Source organism: Paenibacillus taichungensis, from assembly GCF_003287275.1.
GTDB lineage: Bacteria > Bacillota > Bacilli > Paenibacillales > Paenibacillaceae > Paenibacillus > Paenibacillus taichungensis_A.
Window position 1 is genome coordinate 199651 of record NZ_QEVW01000008.1, and the last position, 23006, is coordinate 222656.

At 46.5% G+C, this 23006-nt stretch carries 16 protein-coding genes; 13 read left to right on the forward strand and 3 right to left on the reverse strand.

What is annotated here, in order from left to right; all coding sequences use genetic code 11:
* The first annotated feature begins 28 nt into the window (after nucleotides 1-28).
* Nucleotides 29-907 carry an AraC family transcriptional regulator gene (locus tag DC345_RS13535; RefSeq protein WP_113053542.1) on the forward strand — a complete coding sequence of 293 codons (879 nt, stop codon included), beginning with the start codon at nucleotides 29-31 and terminating at the stop codon, nucleotides 905-907.
* A gap of 93 nt (nucleotides 908-1000) precedes the next feature.
* Here the strand turns inward: DC345_RS13535 and DC345_RS13540 are convergent, their stop codons facing one another.
* A complete protein-coding gene (locus DC345_RS13540; RefSeq protein ID WP_113053543.1) occupies nucleotides 1001-1744 on the reverse strand; it encodes an MBL fold metallo-hydrolase in 744 nt (247 codons plus the stop codon).
* 150 nt (nucleotides 1745-1894) lie between these two features.
* Nucleotides 1895-2110, reverse strand: coding sequence for a CD3324 family protein (locus tag DC345_RS13545; protein WP_113053544.1), 216 nt, complete (start codon nucleotides 2108-2110; stop codon nucleotides 1895-1897).
* A 331-nt stretch (nucleotides 2111-2441) separates the two neighbouring features.
* On the opposite strand from DC345_RS13545, the gene DC345_RS13550 reads away from it, so the two are divergent.
* The 11 genes from DC345_RS13550 to pstB all read left to right on the forward strand — a co-directional run bounded on the left by DC345_RS13550 (nucleotide 2442) and on the right by pstB (nucleotide 17699).
* Nucleotides 2442-2873 carry an RrF2 family transcriptional regulator gene (locus tag DC345_RS13550; RefSeq protein ID WP_181586587.1) on the forward strand — a complete coding sequence of 144 codons (432 nt, stop codon included), beginning with the start codon at nucleotides 2442-2444 and terminating at the stop codon, nucleotides 2871-2873.
* A 69-nt stretch (nucleotides 2874-2942) separates the two neighbouring features.
* The gene (locus DC345_RS13555; protein WP_113053546.1) at nucleotides 2943-3812 is read left to right on the forward strand and encodes an aldo/keto reductase; all 870 of its coding nucleotides are present in this window, start codon (nucleotides 2943-2945) and stop codon (nucleotides 3810-3812) included.
* Between the two features lie 213 nt (nucleotides 3813-4025).
* A complete protein-coding gene (locus tag DC345_RS13560; protein ID WP_113053547.1) occupies nucleotides 4026-5519 on the forward strand; it encodes a dockerin type I domain-containing protein in 1494 nt (497 codons plus the stop codon).
* Nucleotides 5520-5540: 21 nt separating this feature from the next.
* Entirely contained in the window at nucleotides 5541-7904 is a 2364-nt protein-coding gene (locus DC345_RS13565) for an S-layer homology domain-containing protein (protein ID WP_113053548.1), read from the forward strand.
* Between the two features lie 236 nt (nucleotides 7905-8140).
* Nucleotides 8141-11131 carry a histidine kinase gene (locus DC345_RS13570; RefSeq protein ID WP_181586588.1) on the forward strand — a complete coding sequence of 997 codons (2991 nt, stop codon included), beginning with the start codon at nucleotides 8141-8143 and terminating at the stop codon, nucleotides 11129-11131.
* Nucleotides 11132-11157: 26 nt separating this feature from the next.
* On the forward strand, nucleotides 11158-12282 hold the full coding sequence (locus tag DC345_RS13575) for a response regulator (RefSeq protein WP_113053550.1): 1125 nt from the start codon (nucleotides 11158-11160) through the stop codon (nucleotides 12280-12282).
* A gap of 313 nt (nucleotides 12283-12595) precedes the next feature.
* Nucleotides 12596-13990 carry a stalk domain-containing protein gene (locus DC345_RS13580; RefSeq protein ID WP_258530650.1) on the forward strand — a complete coding sequence of 465 codons (1395 nt, stop codon included), beginning with the start codon at nucleotides 12596-12598 and terminating at the stop codon, nucleotides 13988-13990.
* A gap of 55 nt (nucleotides 13991-14045) precedes the next feature.
* Complete coding sequence (locus DC345_RS13585) at nucleotides 14046-14909, forward strand: phosphate ABC transporter substrate-binding protein (protein WP_063565318.1); 864 nt, start codon at nucleotides 14046-14048, stop codon at nucleotides 14907-14909.
* Between the two features lie 107 nt (nucleotides 14910-15016).
* Nucleotides 15017-15985 carry a phosphate ABC transporter permease subunit PstC gene (gene pstC, locus DC345_RS13590; protein ID WP_113053551.1) on the forward strand — a complete coding sequence of 323 codons (969 nt, stop codon included), beginning with the start codon at nucleotides 15017-15019 and terminating at the stop codon, nucleotides 15983-15985.
* Complete coding sequence (pstA, locus tag DC345_RS13595; RefSeq protein WP_113053552.1) at nucleotides 15982-16890, forward strand: phosphate ABC transporter permease PstA; 909 nt, start codon at nucleotides 15982-15984, stop codon at nucleotides 16888-16890. The genes pstC and pstA overlap by 4 nt, the downstream gene beginning before the upstream one ends.
* Nucleotides 16891-16943: 53 nt before the next feature.
* Complete coding sequence (gene pstB, locus DC345_RS13600) at nucleotides 16944-17699, forward strand: phosphate ABC transporter ATP-binding protein PstB (RefSeq protein WP_181586589.1); 756 nt, start codon at nucleotides 16944-16946, stop codon at nucleotides 17697-17699.
* A gap of 75 nt (nucleotides 17700-17774) precedes the next feature.
* On the opposite strand, the gene DC345_RS13605 is transcribed toward pstB, so the two are convergent.
* On the reverse strand, nucleotides 17775-18731 hold the full coding sequence (locus DC345_RS13605; RefSeq protein WP_113053553.1) for an MORN repeat-containing protein: 957 nt from the start codon (nucleotides 18729-18731) through the stop codon (nucleotides 17775-17777).
* Nucleotides 18732-19345: 614 nt separating this feature from the next.
* Between DC345_RS13605 and DC345_RS32360 the strand changes: the two genes are divergently transcribed.
* Nucleotides 19346-22882, forward strand: coding sequence for an S-layer homology domain-containing protein (locus DC345_RS32360; protein WP_113053554.1), 3537 nt, complete (start codon nucleotides 19346-19348; stop codon nucleotides 22880-22882).
* Nucleotides 22883-23006: the final 124 nt, after the last annotated feature.

Consider the following 23006-nt stretch of genomic DNA (forward strand, 5'->3'; position numbering starts at 1 on the left):
AGTGAGAAGGCAGTTGGGAGGAATACATGTGTATGAGCCATGGATGAATAGCATTTCGCCATTCGTAAGAGCGGCAAGAGTGACGGAATCATTTTCTTTGGCAGGGGAATGGATAGACCACGATCATGTGTATACATACATCGAACAAGGGGAAGCGGAGTTCTTCTTGAGTGGTGTGAAATACCAGGTCAAAGAAGGCGATATTGTGCTGATGCATCCATTCATGTCTCATATCATTCGGTCCACCTCCCAGCAGCCATTGATTCAGTATATTTTTCATTTTGATCTGTATTATGAGGAAGAGCGCAGTTTATTGAAGAATACGAGTGCAGCGCATAGTGAAAGACCCGATCTGGAAGATAGGGAAATGAAGCTGGCTTCCATACGCCCAATCTCTCATTTGCAGCTAGCCGATCGAATCGAATGGAAAAAGAGATTTGCGCTTATGCATAAGGAGTTTCAGGAGCAGCGGGGAGGATCTTCGTTAATTACGAAATCCATATGTTTGGAGATGCTACATCTCTTTTTCAAAAATCAATCCGAAGATCACGACCAAGAGGGGAATATGACCAAGGGGTGGGCATTCATTGAAAAGTCGATTCGTTATATTCATGAATGCTACGCCGACCCTCAATTAAATAATACTGCCATCAGCAGACATGTTGGTGTATCGACGAACCATTTATCGCATTTGTTCAAAAGCAAGCTGGGGATTACCCTTCACAAATATGTGACACATATCAGAATAGAGCAGTCCCAGAAAAGAATTATTGAAGGAACACATAATTTAACCCGGATTGCCGAGGAGGTTGGCTTTTCGAGTATTCATCTGTTCAGTCGGTCTTTCAAGGCTGCTGTAGGTATCACCCCCAGTAAATATGCAGCGATGAAGTCGAGGGTAGAGTAAACTCAGTAAAGTTCAGCGAAGTTCATGCGTCCGTATGACAGCAATAACGATCATAAAAAATGGCCCATACATCAAGTATGGGCCATTGGTGTTTCACGATGCATAGGATTGAAGTAGTCGCTGAAGCGCAAGTCGAACATCCCCTTGAAAATGACCCCCATGGTAGCAAATGAGCGAATCGATCTCATATCCAAGCAAGCGTTGTACAGAGCGAACCGCTTCCTTCAGGTCCAGTGTATGCTGGGGATTGGCGATTCCGAGCTCCCCATTGTTCTCAATGATCACAGCATCACCAGCGATCAGGGTACGACTTGAGGGAAGGTAAATGGAAATGTGCCCTGGTGTATGACCAGGTGTGTGTATAATCTCCATACCTTCACACCATGGCAGTAGTTCATGATCATGAACCGCCTGATCAACCGGACTTGGTTCAATCATTTCCAACGTACAGATGAATTCCTTCGCTGCGGGCTGTGCTTTTTCAGGCAAAAGGCTAAGTGTCGCTAGCGCTTGCTCCAGCCGCAATGAGGTTCTCGTGCCATCAATATATGGAGCTTCCTGTTCATGCGCGATAATCCGGATATCGGGATGGGTTCGCTTGATCTCTGCGAGAGAGCCTACATGATCCAGATCATGATGGGTAATGATGAGGCCAGTTAGATTGGACAACGACAACTCATGTCTATTCAATGCTTTTTCAATATGTGGAATGAAGCCGGCGTAACCGCAATCTACCAGAAAGGCATGCCGTTGATCACCAATCAGGGCAGGTGAAATAACCTGTGATATCCCGTTGTATTCAAATTCGATACTTAGTGGTGTAACGTATAAACTCATGAAGTAAAGGCACCTCCTGATTTGAATCCTTCAGGAACAGATTACCGTATGCTCTTAACAACGAGCAAGGACATACATGATACAACATTATTATTGTCCGTGTTTATGCTGGAGAAGGATACGGCGAATACTGCGCTCTGTCAGGTAGTACTACTGTGCCAAAAGACGAACAGAAATTCCGGAATGATGAGCCTCAGCAATCGCCTTATTGCGTTTTTGCAACATGGCTCTCGAACCGGAACATGCTCCCCATGGTTTCTTATATTCTTCCTGGACCGGGATATACAAATAGGTTCCCTGAATATATTGTTGAATGCGCTGCACCAGTTCTTGTGGTAGTACATAGTCTGCATTTTTGTATTTCATCTGATTTTGCTCCTATCTATATAACGTAATGGATATATAGAGGGGCAAAGCTCTTACCTTCAATGCTGTTAGAAAAGGCTCCAGGCAAATATGGAAAGAGGGCTCTGCCCAGAGCCGGATGCATCGATTCGAACCATCCCATCAGCTCCTTTCTTAAGTTCAGGATGATGTGCAGATGAACATGATATACATTTAAAATTGGCATTGTATTACACTGGAAGGGAACAGTCAACCGAATGTATCTTGACCTTGCTTTGGAGATTGTGTTGTAGTTGCTAACTAAACATAAAAGATATATAGTATATTTAGAAAAAAAGTTAGGATGAATGCAATGGCATACTCTACAGCCTTATCACAGGGAATCTCCATTCTGCTCTACGTTCACACGTACACCGAGAAGAACTGTCTTAACTATCTATCGACCAAAGTGATATCGGAGCAGCTAAATATTCCGGTTCCTACGACGGTAAAAGTCATTCGCAACCTGAATAACGCCAAACTGACAATGGCCAAAGAAGGGGCGAAAGGCGGCATATTGCTTGCTCAGCCGTTATCGGAAATCACGATGTTGGACGTATTCCTGGCGGTTGAACCTGGCAAAGACTTGTTTAAAATTCATACCGATGTAACACTCCAGGGACAGGACGTGGATGACGTGAAACAAAAGGTCATTCATCATCTTGAAGGTGCGGAGATCGCCATGCAGAATTATTTAAAAGACATACGGTTAACCGATCTGCTTCATGAAGAAAAAAAGGGTTAACCTCTTTTTTTGGCTTTAACTAGATATAATATATATCAAGTATATTCCGTTTTGAGAGGAGTAGTTAAAATGAATTTGCATACCAAAGTGATTGAAGCCAGTAACGGGGTTCCCATTCCCCAACTGGGTTTTGGGGTTTACAAAATAACGAAAGAAGCAGAATTTACAACAGCGACTCGTGAGGCCATTCAAGTCGGGTACCGGCATTTTGATACTGCCAGAATCTATGGGAATGAGAAAGCGCTGGGAGCAGAGATCCGGCATAGTCAGATTCCGCGCGAGCAATTTTTCATCACGTCGAAAGTCTGGAATACGGATCATGGTTATGAAGCGACCAAAAAAGCTTTCCAGAAAACGATAAACAAGCTGGGGGTCGACTACCTCGACATGTATTTAATCCATTTTGCCTCGCCAAAGTATATCGAATCGTGGAAAGCCATGGAGGAATTATACGAGGAAGGCAGGATCAAAGTCATTGGGGTCGCGAACTTTGAGATTCAGCATCTGGAAGAATTAAGGAAGCACGCGAAAATCTTGCCGATGATCAACCAGATCGAGACGCACCCGGAATTTCCGCAGAACGAACTACGAGCCTATATGAACAAACATCAGATTTTACATGAGGCATGGGGTCCGTTGGGACAGGGGAATAAAGTGTTATTGCAGCATCCCATATTGAAGGAAATCGCTGATCATCATCATAAGACGGTGGCTCAAGTGATTTTGCGTTGGCATCTGGAACGAGGTGTTATTCTGATTCCCAAATCATCCAATCCAAAGCGGATCAGAGAGAACAGTGAAATCTTTGATTTTGAGCTGTCCGCTGAGGAAATGGAGAAGATCAGCCGTCTGAACTCGGGTAAGAGGTATTCTATCCATCCGACAGGTTATATTGTGAATCCGATTTTTAATACATTGATGAAACTTTTTATTCGGTAGAACGAAGGATGCGTTGCATTGGCATATCTAATTTTATATGAATGAAACAATTGCGATAGGGATTAACGGGTGTATCCGTTAATTCCTTCGTTTTTTTTTGAGGAAAAAGGTCTTTTGCACCCTACTCTGTTGGTTCTTAGGTGTTCAGTGATTGTTAAGAACTGCTTGCTATATTGGTACAGAACGTTATCAGAAACCTAAGGAGGAGACCATTTGAGTTTACACACTAAAAAGGGTGCAAGAGTCAAAAGAACACGATGGAGTGTGCTTGCTCTTGTCATTACATTACTCACAAGCGTGGGTTTTCCAGCTTCATCGGCTCTGGCTGCAACAGAACCCGTTTCATTAAACAGACCTACAGATATCGAGTTCTATAAGACGGCTAATGGTGAAACAGAGTTGCTGATTGCAGACACTGGAAACAATCGGGTTATTCGGTCTACACCGGAAGGCAAGGTACTATCGACGATAGAGGTCAACCAGGTGACGGCGGTTACGATGGGGAACGATGGGCTGATCTACGCTGCTGAATCCGGAGCAGCCGCAAAAGTACATATTTTTAATCAGGATGGTACTGTGAACGGACAGCCTATAGACGTTATGCGTAAATTTTCGTTGTATCCGCATCCAGATGAGGATAAGCAGCCTTACATTCGAAACTTAATTCGATATAAGCAGGGCGATTATGAAAGACTGTACGTTTTCTTCAACGTGTATAGAGAAATGAATAATGCTCCAGCGAGATATGGCACATTGGCCAACTTCGCTTTGGGACACGAAGGATGGGGAGGTTTGAGTGGCGCATTCTCAGAATACTCTGGCGCAACCCAGGGAACTGGAGATCAGGTATGGTATACCAATGGGCAGGGAGCGATGCTTTACCCCGTTACAAGTATACTGAATTCAACAGATAAACTCGGAGACTTGACACTGGATCCAGTAAACAAACGTGTATACGTTGTGAGCGAGAACCAGATCATGCAGAGTGGCTACGAGGGCTTTGTATCTCCTGAACGTCCTGTCCTGAGTACGTGGGCGAGTGGAAACGAGACATATCCGATTGACCTCACTAATCAGATTGCCTTCGGACCGGAAGGCGAATTGTATATGGCTGATACGGCGAGAGACCGAATCGTTGTATTCAGTGCAGATGGCAGCTCTGCCCGTATCTTGGGACTAACGCTGGATAACACCCCCAAACCTGTTGTAGGCACGTTTAACAAAACGGTAAAACAGGGGCTCCCGGTATCCTTTACATCTACGGATTTTACCAGTAACTATGCCGACCCAGAGAACCGGTCTATGACGGATATTCGCATCGCATCCCTGCCTGACAGCGGTAAATTACAACTGAATGGTACAGACGTTGTGAAGAATCAGGTGGTTCCTGTCGCAGAGTTGAACACATTGGCCTTCGTTCCTTCTTCGGCTTTTACAGGGATCAAGACAACGTTCGGCTGGCAGGCCAAGAATGGAGCTGTGTTTTCGGATAGCGTGGAGGTAACGATCATGCTGCGAATTAAAGGGGATGCGAATGGAGACGGTGTGATTACACCTGCAGATGCCTTATTGGTGAATAAATATATCAAAGGTTTAATCACGTTAACACCGAGTCAGATTGAAGCGTTGGACATGAATGATGATGGTGTACTGGATGCCGAAGATTCAGCCCTGATTATGGGCGTTTACTTGGGGATTAATTCTTAAAATTAGAAGGGAGTGACTATCTTGCCAAACAATAAGGGACATTTCATTTCTGTAAAATCCAAACGATTCATGAAGGCGCTTCTGGCTGTGCTGCTCTTGGTTTCCATGAGCTTTTCGTGGCTTCCTCAAGCACATGCCAGTGTAGATCCTGTAATTCATATCGGAGAAGTATCTGGTAAACCAGGAGACATCGTCGAAGTGCCTGTATCCTATGATTCAAAAGGCTCAGAATTTTCTTTTTATCACTCTGAATTGTCCTTTGCCTATGATTCGGCTGTGCTTGAACTCGTTGAAGGGGACAAGGTTGTAAACCGCCAAGCTTATGAGAATTATCAGGGAGTCAGCCTAACTGAAGATACGTCTGCTCCAGGATATATATCAGTGATAATGACGACGCAAAATTTCATTCAGGAATCCACGGCGCTGTATTCCCTTCATTTTAAAATTAAGGAGAGTGCGGCTATCGGTCAAAGTTCAGTAGCTCTTCATGCGGGCGCACTGGTAGAGGAATTTGATCCGTTTCAGGTGACTGGGGAAAATGGGCAAGTTACTGTGCTGGCCGATGTGAAACCGGTGGGGAGTGTTGTTGTCTACATTGGATCAGAAGAAGGAAAAGCAGGTGACAAGGTAACGCTAACTGTCGACACGGTGGCGCTTTCTCAACCGATTGGCTCTTACGGGGTACGTCTGAAGTTCAACCCGGCAGCCTTACAGGTGACTGATGTTACAGGCAGTCCGGGAATACGACATCATGCGAATAATGAGACAGGATCGCTTATCGTGGGCTGGAGTGATGAAAATGGAGGGCTGAGTCCTATCCCGGCGTTCGAGACCTACCAGACGTTGTTCAAAATTGAATTCACGATTACCTCCAATGCTGTTGCAGGCGAGTATCCGGTGGAGTTCGTCAACGAGACGCTACTAGAACACTTCACGGTGACGGATACCGATGGAATTGAAATGCATAAACAGGCAATATCAGGCGATATCACGGTCGTTGGTGAGCCAACAACACCAACAACGCCAACAACACCATCCAATCCGGGTTCGTCCGGTTTAGGAAGTTCATCCGGTGGTTCGACGCCAACCTCACCGTCTGCAAGCACTTCCGAGAAGATTACGCTAAATGTGACCAATGAACGGAATGCAAATGTAGTTGTTTCTACAACGATCATCGAAAGAACAACAGGGGCAGATGGACGTAAAAAGGATGTGGTGAATCTGACAGCCGAGCAGACTTCTCGTGCGATTGAGAGCTTGAAGAAGGCCGGTTCGAATATTGCCCGGATCATGATTCCGGATGAGAAGGACGAGGTATCCGAACTGAATGTGAAGCTGCCAGCCAAGTCTACTTCACTGATGGCAGATGAGAAGATGAATCTGTATATTGAAACGGATAACGCTTCCCTTCAACTTCCGGCGAATTCTTTAAAGGGACTGGGCTCGGATATATTCTTCCACCTTGTTCCGATTAAGGATGCCGCAGGGCGTGAAGCGGTGGAGCAGCGTATCCAGAAAGATCCATTAATCATCAAAGCATCAACAGATCCTGCCGACTTCCGCTTGGTAGGACGTCCAATGACGATTGAGACGAATATGAGCAGTCGTCCAGTGATGGTTGTGCTTCCGGTCAGAGATAAGAACCTGACGCAGAAGGAACTGGACAAGCTGCAAGTATTTATCGAACATAGCGATGGGACAAAGGAACTCGTTAAGGGTAAAATCGTTAAGTTTAATGGAACAGATCAACCAGGAATTGAGTTTGAAGTCACCAAGTTCAGCACATTTTCCATTATTTTGATGAATGGGGGCCAGTCATCAGCCTACATTCAAGGATTTGCGGACGGCACGTTCAGACCGAATCAAGCGGTTCAGCGTGCTGAAATGGCTGCCTTATTATCTCGAATACTGCCGTCTGGCAGCGACGAGGCTGCGCACAATAGATCATATCGGGATATGCCGGTTGCGGAATGGGCACGCGAAGCGATTACAAAGGCTACTGCAGCAGGTTACATGCATGGCAATGCTGCCGGGGATTTCATGCCAGGGCGTTCCATTACACGAGCCGAGATGGCTGTCATTATTGAACGGATTTTGAAAACTCAGGAAGCAACTGCAGAAACAACGGCTGTGCCAAACGAAGCTGCTGATCTTACACAGCACTGGGCACGCGAAGCAGTTCAGCGTGTATTGGCAGCAGGCATCATGAGTGTGTCGCAAGACGGAGCATTCCGTCCAAACGATGCTGTGACACGAGCAGAGGCCGTTACATTGCTGAATCGTCTGGTTCATATCGAACCTGATCTGTCCAGTACATCCATGTGGAAGGATGTATCTGTTGGTCATTGGGCTCACGGCGCAATCCAGGCTGCATCCCAAAATTAGAATGTTTATTGCTGATGCTGCTTTGTTCCTATCCTGCGCTAGGGACGAGCAGCATCAGATGAACTCCAGAGGCATCTGCGGATGCCTTTTTTTCATCGTTATATCGTAGCCTGGGAAAAGGATGGACAGGGTCAAGCGTGAGTGCGAAAATAACGCTATATTGAGTGGTAGCTGCTACGGAAGAAGGAGAGATGACTGTCATCAGAAAGGATCGGTTTTTGTTAGGGGTTGGATTAATGACAATGCTGCTCGCACTCGTGGTTGTGTTGCAGATCGGGGGTGGACGAGGGACGCCTGTTGCCAAGCAGGGGACTCTGGAGCTGGTAGACTTCTCATGGACAAGCGATACCATTATTCCACTGGATGGAGAATGGGAATTCTATCCTGAGCAGCTGCTCTCACCACAGCAGATCCATCTAACGCGTATCAAGCCCATCATGATGCAAGTGCCTGGGAACTGGGATGAGGATGTGATTAATCAAGGCTATCCAATGAGCGGGAAGGGATATGGGACCTATCGCCTGATTGTGCGGAATTTGCCTCAGGGGGAGCAACTGGCAATTGCCAAACGATATGTTCGATTCGCGGATGCGATGTATCTGGATGGGCAGCAGATGAGCCGATCAGGGCTTCCGAGCACGTCTGCGGCATCCTATATACCACGCAATGAGCCATATACGATTTATTTTCATACGAAACAAGCAGAGCTCGAAATTGTGTTACAGGTAGCTAATTTCGATTTTCGCAGCGGTGGTATCTACAACTCGATTGAACTGGGGTATGCCAGTCAGATTGAAAGAAGAACGATGATTCAGTCTGGACTGGAGCTGTTCATCATGGGGATTGTAGTCATCTTTGGTTTGCTGTTTTTCTATCTCTATCTTCGTCTGCATCGTGATCGCATTCAGTTGCTTTATGCGCTATTTTTCTTGGGTTTTGCCGTCATTGTGGTGACGAATGGGGAGCGTCTGTTATTACAGCTTGCGCCGGGAATTCCCTTTGAGTTCGCCTTTAAAATGAAATATGCAGCGGTATATGGTGTATCCGTCATTGTTAGCATGATTACATGGAAACTGGCACCTGGGCTGGGGCAAACGATCAGAAGATGGCTTCGGCTGCCAAGTGTTCTGCTTGCTCTATACGTCGCCCTGATCATGATATCTCCATTTCGAGTGTATTCCTCCATTCAGGAAGCCATGTATATCGTTAACCTGTTGTCTTATGCTGTAGCCTTTGCTGTCATTCTGCTTCACTATGTTCTGAAGAAATATGAGAGCAAGAGTCGTTCCCAGTTACAACTTCTCATCACATGTATCTGGCTTATGCTTGTAAATTACGTTCTTGGCATCCTCGTAACGTGGTATCCGGTGAGTCAGATTCTACTTAATTGTACAACATTAGTAATTTTGAGTGTCTTCGCCGTGCTCCTGATCTATCAATATGTCGGAGCTTATGATGCAATGCAGCGGCTTACGCAACAGCTTCAATTATCGGACAAAGTAAAGGATGAGTTTTTGCTGCTGACATCGCATGAACTGAACTCTCCGCTTCACAGCATCATTCATTTATCCCGTTCTCTTCTAGGAACGTCGTTGAGACGCACGAATGAGACCGAAATTCGAAGTAAGCTTCAACTCATACGCAATACATCATACCGGATGTCCAATCTTGTGAATGATCTGATCGATATGTCGCGATTTAGAGACGGCAATATGAAGATTGCGGTGGGCACTGTTGATCTGGTATCCTGCCTTTCTTTGGTCACTGAGGTGCTCGGGTTTCTGGCTACGGGAAAAGGAATCGTTATGGTACGCAGGCTGGAGCTTGAGGCCCGCTATGTTATGGCAGATGAGAGCCGTCTGCTGCAAGTGCTGTACAACCTTGTTTATCATATGATTGGTCAGCATAGTCACAGGGAGCTGGTATTCGAGTGCGAGCGGCATCAAGAGCGAGTGCGGATTATACTTCGTTTCGAGGCATACACGGAACAGTTTACCCGATTGGGGAGAGAAGACCGCGCTGATTTACAGAGTATGCAGAACGGTTCAGCAGGCTTGTCTGTTTCAGCAGAGCTTGTCGGCATTATGGGGGGGCGGCTTACGGTCAACGATGCAACAGAATCAATTCAGATCGAGCTTCCATCCGCAGAAAATGCTGGCATGGAGAGCGTTACTGAGACTGCAGTATCTCAGGAAACGTACGTAGAGGATTTATCGGAATTACCATCTAGCAACGCTTCAGCAGCCATATTAATTGCAACAACCGATCTTGTGGACATGGAGCACTTGAATACATTACTTTCTACAGAAGGTTTTCAGGTTAGCTTTGCGGACTCCGACATAGAGGTGCAATCATTACTTGCAAGCGGTAAGCTGCCTGATCTCGTCATCGTGGATGCGATGCTGCCTGCGGTTACAGGTTATAAGGTGTGTAAACAGATTCGGCTGGAATTCAGCCAGGTGGATCTGCCGGTTCTGTTTATCAACATGCGCAGTACACCAGCGGATATTGAGGCATGCATTAAGGCAGGAGGCAACGATTTTATTACACGCCCGCTGGATGCGGGAGAGATTCTGGTCCGAGTACATACCTTGCTCGGTATGAAACGACTGGTGAAGGAAGCTGCGAACAACGAAATGGCGTTTCTTCGTTCACAGATCAAACCGCATTTTCTGTATAATGCCTTGGGAACGATTATGTCGTTATGTTTCACAGACGGGCCCAGAGCGGGAGAGCTGTTAGGCAGCTTCAGTCGTTATTTGCGAATTCTTTTTCATCTGGATAACTCGGAGGAGTTGATTCCGCTCAGCAAGGAGATGGAGTTGATTCAGGCCTATGTGGAGATTGAGCAGGAGCGCTTCGGTTCACGTCTTCAGGTTGAGTTGGATGTGGACAGATCACTGAATTCCTGTAAAGTGATGCCACTCCTCATCGAACCGCTGGTGGAGAATGCTATCCGGCATGGGGTGTCGAAAAAGATTGATGGAGGAACGGTGCGGTTATTCATCCGAAAATGTGAAAATCGGGTTCAAGTGGTGGTTGAGGATGATGGGATCGGCATGTCTCCTGAGCAGGTCGCAAGTATTCTGGAAAGAGGCCATGCCGAACAGGGAATTGGCTTGCAAAATGTACAGAGGCGACTGAAACACATGAACGGACAAGCACCTGTGATCCAGAGTGAACAAGGTCACGGGACGAAGATAACGATTGAATTCCCATACCAATAAATGAAGCAAAGGGGGAACCTGTAGTGATGCAAGCGTATTTGGTGGATGACGAGCCGCATGCTTTGAATATGCTGGAAATGTTCCTTACTCGAACAGGTAAAGTACACGTCGCAGGGCGTGCGGCTAATGGCTTTGATGCGCTTGTGGCACTTCGGAACATTCACCCGGATATCTGGTTTCTGGATATTGAGATGCCAGGAATGAGCGGATTGGAGTTGGCAGCGAACATACACGAGGTGGAACCGGACGCCATGATCGTGTTCACGACTGCCTATGATCAGTATGCTGTGGCCGCTTTCGAGCATGAAGCGCTGGATTACCTGCTCAAACCAATCGAGATGGAGCGCTTGTCACGGACCATTGAGCGATTGACAAAGGAGAAGAACAGACCCACGGATCACGTTGTCGTCAAGACTGATAATATGGACAAGTTGTTTGTCCAATTGCTTGGGACATTCCGTGTTGCAATCACAAATGGAAAGACGATGATGTGGCGAACAGCCAAAGAGAAGGAGCTTTTTGCGTATTTGCTGCTGAATAACCCTGCCACAAGTGCAGTTCACCGGGATCGTATTATCGAAAAGTTATGGCCGGATGAACCTTATGAGAAAGCCAAAATTTATTTGCACACCTGTGTGAGCCTGTTGCGAAAAAATTTGCGGAACGTTGGTATTGAACATTTGTTGAGATATAAAAGTGAGCACTATATCCTGGATAAGGAACGAATCAGAGCAGACGTATATGATTTTCTGGACATTTCGTTCAGGATGGAGCAAGAAGATATGCCGATATCTCTAATCGAGCAAACCTTACATTTGTATCTGGACGAACTGTTACCTCAGGAGGATTACCCATGGATAGTGGAGCTAAGTCATAAGCTGGAGCAAATTTCACTGGAGCTTAAGCTGAAACTTTCCGAGAAATATCTGGATTCACGTAACGGCAGAAAAGCAGCAGAGGCAGCAGAACGTGCAATCAGTCAATCGCCATATGAAGAAGAAGCCTATCGTCGTGCCATGCAGGCGTACTTGTACATGGGTAAACACGACCATGTGCTGCGGATCTATCGCAATCTCAAAGAAAGATTGACTGAGCTTAACATTCAGCCCTCCTTTCTCACGAGACAGTTATATGAACAGATTGAGGTCTGAAGAATCGACATGTTCGGATACTGGAGCCGCAATTTTAACTCACAAAAAACGAGTCATGGATCATATTCCATCGACTCTTTTTTTGTATTTATGAAAACATTGACAATTCGTTAACAATTCCAGGATTTCCCGTTTACAAATCTCTCCTATAATTACAATCGTGATAGGTCATTTTTACTATGAACGTGGAAGTTTGGGGGGATGAGCCGGACAAGCTCTCATAAAGACGATACATGCAGAATACCAGACAGCAGGGCATGACAAAACAAGGCAAATTAAATGGAATAGAGAAGGGTGACAAGAGCCAATGTCAATGAAAAAAGTGTTAGTGGTGTCCATGGTAGCAACAGTGTTAGGTACTTCTGTGGTTAGTGCAGTATCGGCTGCTCCTGCAGTGAAACCTGCGGCTAATGCAGCTCAGGTGCAAAATTCCACGCTTACAATAAACGGTAACAGCGTCATCGTTCGTTCCATCGTTAAAAATGGGGAGACACTTGTGTCACTTCGTGATGTGATCAAAGCCATCGGCGCACAAGCCGAAGTACATAGCGGAACGACGGTGATCAAGCTGAATGATCACAGCGTGACGCTCCAAAACAATAGCAAACAAATTGTGGTAGATGACGTCAAAGTGAATCTGAATCAACCGGTTACCATCATCGGTGGTACAAGTTATATCGCTCTTCGTCCACTGGTGTCGGGCGTTGGCGGTACGATTGTCAAACGAAACGGACTGCTTGAGATCAGTACGGTATCCTTGATCGATGAAGTCGAGAATCCTCGTTTTGCCGGAGCGGATAAGCTGATTGTTTCCAAGAGCGACAACAATGGCAGAAACGATTATCTCGTGAATACAACAAGCGGCAAATATGAGTTGTTGCTAACGACAGACGGTGGATCGGATCTCGTTATTTCGCCAAGTGGTGATCAAGCGGCTTATACGAATGCCGAAGGAGCCGTTTATATTATTGATCTGAAGACCAAGGCTTCCAAACTGATCACGAGTGACAACAGCATCAAGCCTGAGTTGGTTTGGTCTGCTGACGGGAGTGCAATCTACTTCCTGCAAGGAGATAAAGGGTCTGTGATTGCCAAGCTGAATCTGGCGGATGGCGCGATTACGAAAGTGGTCGAAGACAAGGTGGATTATAAGGAAAACCTGAATGTTTCTGCTGACGGCAAGAAATTCATCTATACCGTAACAACACTTGGTACCGTAACTTCGGATACAACCAATGTGGATGAAGACAATGTCTCCATTGATTTCTCATCCAATCAACAGCAAATATTTTCGTATAACACAGGAGATTCAAAACCCGAGGCTGTGAAGCTTACAACATCAACCGACGACAAGGTATTTGTATGGTCTGCTGACGGACAAAAAGCCTACTACGTGAGTGTACCTTCCGAAGACGGTAAAGCATCGTTGCTGTCTGTGAATTCATCCCAAAAGTCTACGCCGGTGTACACCGAGTACGATGTAGAACAAGCTATTCTGTCAGGTGGAATCTTGTATGTACTGGCAGCCCAGGATGACAACAACAGCGTGATCCTTTCGATCGACCCGGTAACTGGAAAACAAACCAAGTTGTACACCGTATCTTCCGATGTATCATCCATCGCGGTTGCCGGATCACAGATCTCTGTGGTTGAGAACGGCCGAGTTCTGGTACAAGCTGGCGGAAGCTGGAGAGCCGTTACGAAGTAATGTTTTATATCAAATATGATCACAAGCTTTTTAATTCGAGAGGAGTTTAATTAACATGAAAAAATGGATCAAACCCTTCACAGCAATGCTTATGGCTGTATCTCTGATTGGTGGACTGGGTGGCGCAACGACAGCATCAGCTGCCAAGAGCACAGAGAAAGGTAAAATCGTCATTAACGGTTCCTCCGCATTACTTCCGCTGACACTTCAGGCAGCCAGCGAATTCAAAAAGGATAATCCAAAAGTTAAAATCTCGGCTTCCGCAGCAGGTTCCATCACAGGTCCCCAATCCGTTCGTAAAGGGATCGCGGACATTGGGGCTGTAGACTGGGATGCATCCAAAGATGTACCTGGCTTCAAGAAATTTGATGGCTTGGTAGCCAATCCGGTAGCTGTAACAGTGTTCACGGCAGTCGTTAATACCAATGTGGGTGTAAGCAATCTGACAACAAAACAACTGCAGGACATCTTCTCCGGCAAAGTGACAAACTGGAAGGAAGTCGGCGGATCGGATGCCAACATCGTTGTAGTTAACCGTAAATTTGGTTCCGGTACACGGGTTAACTTCCAACAAAAAGCACTGGATGGCAAGGACTTCATGAGCAAAGGGGACAACTACAAAGAGGTTGGCTCCAGCGGTGATATGAAAACAACGATTGAAACAACACCAAATGCAATCGGTTATATTGACCTTCCGTATGTAACTAGCAAAATGAAGGCTGTATCCATCAATGGCGTAGCACCAACAGAGAAAAACGTCCTGAACAAAACATACAAAGTATGGGGTATTGGATATTACATGACCAAAGGTCAACCTACGGGAGCAACGAAAGCGTTCATCGAGTATATCCAAAGCAGCAAGTTCCAGAACGGTTCCCTGAAAAAACTGAAATTCATTCCGCTTGCTGCCGTTAAATAACGAAAGCTGCGAACGTTCATCATTCTCGCATTTCATAAGGAAAGGGATAGCCAGCTTCTGCGCACGGTCGCCAAGCTGGCTTCTCTATGTGAAAGGAAGAGCCCTTCATGATCGATTTAAATCCATCCACGAACAGCCCTGCTCCGAGTGAGCTTGGTCCAAGCATTGGCAAGGCTCCCGGATCGGGAACCCGTTTTGACCGTAAGGCGCGTTTAAGATGGTCCAATAAACTGTTTCGCATGATCTGTATTGGCAGTACATTGTTCGTTTGTCTGGTTCTGTTATGCATTCTGGTTCTTATGCTTCGTACGGGCGTTCTGACCTTTGCGGATGTTTCGCTCAGCGAATTCTTTTTCTCTACCAACTGGGACCCGGAAAATGAGCATTACGGCGCACTGACCTTTATTCTGGGAACGCTGGCACTGACGGGGCTCACGATGCTGTTTGCCATTCCAATCTCCGTCATCATTGCTGTGTTTCTGGCCGAAATGACGCCAAAATGGCTTCGCCATATTCTGCGACCCGTATTGGATCTGTTGGTGGGTATTCCTTCTGTGGTATACGGTTTCTTGGGACTGACGATTCTCATCCCCTGGCTTAGGGATATCAGTGGACATGATCTGGCGGATGGATTGCTCGCAGCATCCATCGTTCTGACGATTATGGTGCTGCCAACCATTAGCCGGATCAGTGATGATGCCATATCTGCTGTACCGAACAAATACCGGGATGCAGCTTATGCGCTGGGTACGAACCGATTCCAAACCATAACCCGTGTGGTCTTGCCTGCTGCAAGAGGCGGAATCATGTACGCCGTCATTCTCGGGATGACTCGTGCCATTGGAGAGACGATGGCGGTGGTAATGGTCATCGGCAATACGGCGCAGCTCGCGAACAGTCTGTTCACGCCAACAGCCGTGCTGACAAGTAATATCGTTATGCAAATCTCAAGCGTCGAATTCGATTCCACCTGGAATCACGGGCTATACATGATGGGCTTTATCCTGCTTGCCATTTCCATCTTGATGATTGTAGCCGTAAGAATGCTTCAGAAGAAAGGGGGACGCTACTCATGAGTATGAAGAAACAGGCGAACGCTGTCCCCGTCTATTCGTTCGGCAAACGCAGAGGTGCATCCACGCTGATGGACCGGATTTTCACGGGCATGGTATGGGGTGTAGGGATTGTCGTCATTTTATTCATTGTTGGACTGTTATTTCTTCTTCTAGAAAAGGGGTTGCCTTTGCTAAGCTGGGACTTTCTATATGGTGTTCCAAGCGAGATTGAAGAAGGAGGAGGGATTGGGCCGGCGCTGTTCAACTCGTTCTATGTGCTGATTCTATCCCTTCTGATCTCCATTCCCATCGGTATGGCGGCCGGGATTTACCTGGCGGAATTTGCCCCAAACAACAAACTCATGGAGATCGTGCGGATTTGCGTGGAGGGACTATCATCTGTTCCATCCATCATCTTTGGATTGTTTGGTATTGCCCTGTTTGTGGAGTTCTTTGAGATAGGTCTTACGATTCTGGGCGCCGCTGTCAGCCTTGCCTTTCTGAATTTGCCTGTGCTGACCAGGGTAACCGAGGAATCGGTCCGGGCGGTTCCGGTTGAACTTCGTAATGCGTCCTTTGCGCTTGGCTCCACCCATTTGCAGACGATCCGTAATGTATTGCTGCCGGTGGCTGTAAACGGGATCATGACAGGCATTTGCCTCACGGCAGGTCGGGCATTCGGTGAGAGTGCCGTCATTATTCTGACCGCAGGGGTGTCTACATCCGGGGAAATGTGGGACTTCAATTTGCTATCGCCGGGAGGAACCCTTGCTGTGCATCTGTGGTACATTCAATCCGAAGCAATTGTGCCGGATGCCGAGGAAATTGCGCAAAAGACAACGGCTGTGTTGATCTTTGTGGCCTTGCTCATCAATATTCTGTTCCGTGTGCCGCTGTGGCTGAACTCACGCAAAAACCAAGCCTGATGTGCCAGGCTGATCCAGTAACCAGATCAATTTCAACACCGGGAGGAACTATTGTGCAGCCAATCATTGAGATCAACAAATTGAATTTATATTACGGTCAGTTTCAGGCACTTAAGGATGTCTCCATTGAAATTCCGGAACGGGCCATTACCGCTTTTATCGGACCGTCCGGCTGTGGCAAATCGACGCTGCTGCGAACCCTCAACCGCATGAATGACCGTATACCCGGAACACGCATCGAAGGGAAAGTGGCTGTAGGTGGGACGGATATCTACAGCGGCGAGGTGCATGTGGAAACCATTCGCAAGAAGATCGGCATGGTTTTTCAGCAGCCGAATCCCTTTCCGAAATCCATCTACGATAATGTGGCCTTCGGCCCACGACAACATGGCATTCATGGCAAAAAGAAGCTGGATGAAATCGTGGAACAGAGCCTGCGTTCTGCTGTCCTGTGGGATGAAGTAAAGGATAACCTGAAGCGCTCCGCGTTAAGTTTATCCGGAGGACAACAGCAGCGCCTCTGCATCGCACGTGCACTGGCAGTGGAACCAGACATTCTGCTGATGGATGAGGCTACGGCATCGCTTGATCCCGTCTCGACTTTCAAGATCGAAGAGTTGGCCCATGAGTTGAAGGAACGTTATACCATCGTGATGGTCACACACAATATGCAGCAAGCAGCTCGGGTTTCTCAGCAGACGGTGTTTTTCCTGAATGGGGAGGTCGTGGAATACTCCGCTACCCAAGACATGTTCGCCGAGCCCGTCGATTCGCGTACGCAGGACTATATCAGTGGTCGATTTGGTTAATTGTAGATCGGCAAGAGGTGAAGTCTTTCAGATAGTTATCTGGAAGGCTTTTTTCTCATTTGTGATCTTCACTACCTAGGGAATCATCCCCATATAGTCCATCTCTTTTAATGACATGATCTCGTTGGAAATGTTATTGAGTTTTGCTGAATAAGGTTTAATCGCTTGAAGGAATTCATTAAGGATTTTCTTGCGATCTTTATCAAAGGCGGCTGATGTTATGGAATTCTCTTTTAATACATTATCGTTCTTTACGACTTGTTTAGAATAACTAACTGGATTACCATAATCGATTAGATGCGTAGACCCCGTGAATTTGCCACTAGTTAATGTGCCTTTGGAGAATTCGGAAGGTTTAATCCCAATATATTTTTCTAAAGAGCCGTCTTTCTTTTTATAATTGATAATCGTGTCAAAAAAGTACTGGTCCCCGGTTAACTTTCCATTGAAATAATTGTTTTTGAGGGTGATTGTCGTCGTGTAATCTGTATATCTTAGTGAAACAATATCTGAGGAATGGATTGCGTAATAACCCTGAGACATCTTGCCTTGATTGTATGTTCCATCGTTAATGGTGTTTATGTAAATACTAGGTATAGGATGAACCTTGTTGTCAGAAGTAAGATACTGTACTTCTAACCATTGCGTAATTTCTTTTCCTTTTCCATGATATGTATCATTAATCCACGATCCGTTGTAGGTTTTTGTTGTGAATTCACCTGTTCCTTTACCCATGTTAGATTCATCATAATCATCAAAGGGTACACCCGCACCTTCGACTAATTTATATGTATACTTGCCTTTTCCTTGCCGCTTACCATTCACCCAATCTCCAGAGTATATTTCGGTTTCTCCCCACCTCGCTGTCCCTTTACCATGAGGTTTCCCGTTTAAAACTTCGCCATAAAACGTCGCTCCATCTGACAATTTTAAATTTATTTTCTTCGATGCTGCTTCTGTTGGAGTAGAGCTTAGTAATAGTAAAATTAAAGCTATAATAGTTAGCCCCAAACCTTGATAAAATCTTCTCAAAAGTGTGCAACTCCTTCTATATAATATGATCTATGTCTAATGAGCCAGAGCCATCTTCAATAGTATCGGTTTATTGGGAGAATTTTTCTAGTTTAAATATAAAGTAGAGAGTGACCACATTTCACAACCCGTTAACTTCACATTCACAAAAGTAAACATGTAAAACCTAAATCAAAACCCAGTCAAATCCAGAGTACCTGCGGATTAAGGGCGCGTTGCGCCTGTGCATTCGGGGGTTCTTTTTTCTATATTCGGCAGATGCTCCGTCCTCAAATATTTACAAAGTCCTTCATATATACCTCTTCATCACCCTTGTTATGCTAATTCTCTTCCTAATGCTCCACTAGCTGTGGTGGAACTTTCCTGAATGGTGAACAAAATTCGAATTTTTCTCCACCCTCTTGCAACCTTTCTCTAGTACATTTCAGCACCTCAATATGGAGAATGATAGAGCATGATCTTCATAGACACAGCAAAAGAAATCGTTAACGAAATGTAAAGTAATGCAGGAATGTGTCAAATTTTTAATAGGCGCTTTCATTGCGTTGACCCAGTCCTCAAAGTTTCTTATATTTACTCCCGACACAACAACTCAGAACGGTGGTGGGATGATTTTGTTCAACAATAAAGGAAAGAAAATGCTCGCTATGCTTACGCTTATACCACTGGCTACAGGCCTTGTCATGGGAGCTTTTCCTGCTGCGGTAACCTATGCGGATGCAGGAGATAACACACCAACCAACAGCTCGACAACAGGTTCATGGCAAACGGGAGATTTGCACGTACATACGTTTGAGTCCGATGATGCGCAGAATTCGCTGGAAAATGTACTCGACGCGGGACTGACGAAGTATGGTCTGGACTGGATTGCGCTTACGGATCATTTACGGTTATCCAAACGGGATCACAACGGAGTAGACATTCCAGGCGGATCGATTCCGATGTCCAAAGGGATGAACGAATATCAGGTACCACAGATCAAGGCCCTTCAGGCAGCAGGCAAATATGCAGGCAAAACGATCTTCTCCGGTTTCGAATGGGACATGCCGACACATGAACATGTTGGGGTGGGGATTCTCACGGATGAGCCAAGTTCGACCGAAGCGCTGGAAGCTGCAAACGAATTTGAGTATCGTTTTACCAATCGGGACGCAAATCTTTTCGATGCGGCTGACGTAGCGAATTGGGATCTGACGGGGGGACGTGCCTATACAACTCATCAGGATGCACTGGCTGCTATCAATTGGCTGGCAACCAAGTATCCGACGACGAGTTATGCAATGATCAATCACCCTTCACGGGGCAAATACAAATATACCATCGCGGACTTCCGTGAGTTCAACGATCTGGCTCCACAAGTTGTTTTTGGTATCGAAGGTATGCTTGGCAACCAGATGGAACCGGATCGCGGTGGGTATAACACGAGCTACAACGTAGCCAATCCGACCGCAGATGATGGATACAAATACCGTACATACGGCGGTGTGGATTACATGGTCGCCAAAGTGGGCGGTCTGTGGGATGCATTGCTGGGAGAAGGGCGTCACTTCTGGAACTATGGCAATTCGGATTACCATTTTAAGACGATTGGCACGAATTCCAGCGGTTATTTTCCGGGCGAATATGCGAAGACCTATTCGTGGGTTGATGGTACAGGTATGCAAGCCGTGCTGGAAGGACTGCGTTCGGGGAAATCATTTTCCGTATTCGGTGATCTGATCAACGCACTGGACTTCACGGCTTCCGGCGCGGGTACTCAGGCTGAAATGGGCGGTGACCTGGGTGTGACCCAAGGTGACGAAGTGGAACTGAAAATCCGTTTCAAGAGTCCAACCACGAGCAACAACTATGAAAAACCAATCAACAGTGGCACGTCCGCTGGACAAGTACCGGTGGTCGATCATGTCGATCTCATCGCGGGAGATGTGACGGGCAAGGCCGAGAAGGGCACAGCCGCATACTCCAAAGATACTAACGACTCTACCGAAGTGCTGGCAACCTTCACGTCCAACGATTGGACAACCGATGCGGAAGGTTACAATGTCATCACGTACAAGATCAAAGCTACAGATCAGGATAAATATTATCGCCTGCGCGGTACAAATCTGGGCATGAATGTTGCTGGTGAGACCGTAGATGGTGAACCGCAACTTGATCCGAAGATCACAACAGCGGATGCAGAGACTCGGTTCAACGAGATCAATGATCAGAACTATCGCGATCTGTGGTTCTACTCCAATCCGATCTTCGTGAGTGCTACATCTTACAGTGATGCACAGGCGGTAACGGATACGCTTCAAGCGATTGATCTGGGTGATCTCAACGCGGTCACTTCCGACCTTACCCTTCCTGTTGAAGGAAAACATGGAGCTACGATTAGCTGGTCCAGCTCCAACCCGGAATTGATGGATGCACAGGGTAAGCTTCTTACACAGCCTGAAAATAATGAGCGACTGGAATTGACAGCAACGGTACAACGTGGCAGCGAAACGGATACCAGAACGTTCACAGTCATTGTGGAAGGAACAAATAATCAGGTATTGGTGTTAAAAGACAACATGACCACCGCTGACGGCCAGCCGTATCATACGGATACATGGACAAACCAGTCCGTAACGGTTAGCGTAACCAGCGCAGTTTACGCGCCAGCCACTTCGGCGACTATTGAGTTATCCCGTGATGGAGGACAGACGTACGAACCATATACGGAGAATACACCTCTTGAGGAAACGGAGCCGGGAGAGCACAACCTTTTATTCCGAGCAACAGACGATTTGGAACAAACGTATACTTTACCTCTGGTCATTAAAATAGACCGCGAGATTCCCGTCATCACCCTGCAAGGCAGCAGCCAGATGACATTAACCGTGGGAGATATGTATAACGAGCCTGGGGCACAGGCTACCGATAATGTAGGCATCCGTGGTTCCGTGCAGATTGATGGCACAGTGAACACACAAGTGGCGGGGCTCTACACCATTCGTTATAACGTGAAAGATATTGCCGGCAATGCTGCACAGGAAGTCACACGTACGGTTACTGTACAAGCCCGTTCGGGCAATGGAAGTGGGGGTTCAAGTGGAGGTAATGGAGGCAACGCTGGAGGGAATTCCGGTGGAGGCACACCAAGCGTGCCAACAACGCCTGCCGTGCCAACCACACCAACCAACCCGGATACGGGATCAGATTCAACTACTGAAGTGGAGGTAGATGTCGAAGCGAATCAGCCAGTACAAACGGGTCTGAAAGATATCGTGCAATTCAACGCTCCGGCTGGAGCCATTGGGGAAAAAGATACTTTGCAACTGTCCGTAGTATCCCAGGACCAATTGCAGAATGCAGCTTCGCTGAATGTACTGGGCCAAGCGGTCCAGATTACTCGCAGTGGAGGACGGACATTGAACGATCAGGCAGCATTGAGTCTGCAATATGATGCTTCCAAGCTGCCACAAGGAACACAGCCAGCGATTTACTATTATAATGAAGCCCGTCAGAGCTGGGTATTCATTGGTGGCAAGACGAATGCAGCAGGAACAATATCAGCTAATGTGAATCATCTGGGTACCTTTGTTGTGTCCAGTTACACAGCTGCTAATCTGTCCGATCTGAACGGACACTGGGCATCCGACTATGCAGATCGTTTGATTGGCATGGACGTTATCCAGGGTTACACAGATGGTACATTCCAACCATCCAAGAAGATTACACGGGCAGAGTTTGTTACGTTGATCAGTAAGGCATTGGCTTTGAAGTCCGTGCAGTCGGATTCGACGTTCGCAGACCAAGGCAGTCTGCCAGACTGGGCTAAGAACGACATTGCCGCAGCCGTGCAAGCTGGAATTGTGAAGGGCTATGGAGACAACACGTTCAAGCCTAATCAGACGATCACTCGTGCCGAGATGGCTGTGATGATGGCGAATGCATTGAAGTTAAGTGCAGATGCACAATCGGGAACGAGTGGAGATACTGTAAAACCAAGCTTCACTGATGCGACGCAAACGCCGGCTTGGGCACAAGAAGCACTCAATACAGCCGTTCAAGCCAAAATTGTGAACGGATATACGGACAATACGGTTCGTGCAGGAAATATGACGACCCGTGCGGAAGCCGCGGCAATGATCTATAAGTTGTTGTTGGCGTTGCATGTGTAAGATATGAAGAAGAGAATTAACCGTATATAAGTAGAAAAAAAACGGCCCATAATTGTCGAGATAACGTCTCTGTGATTCGTTACAATTCGGAATTGTACAAAAAAGAGGGAATTAGCGTATCCTC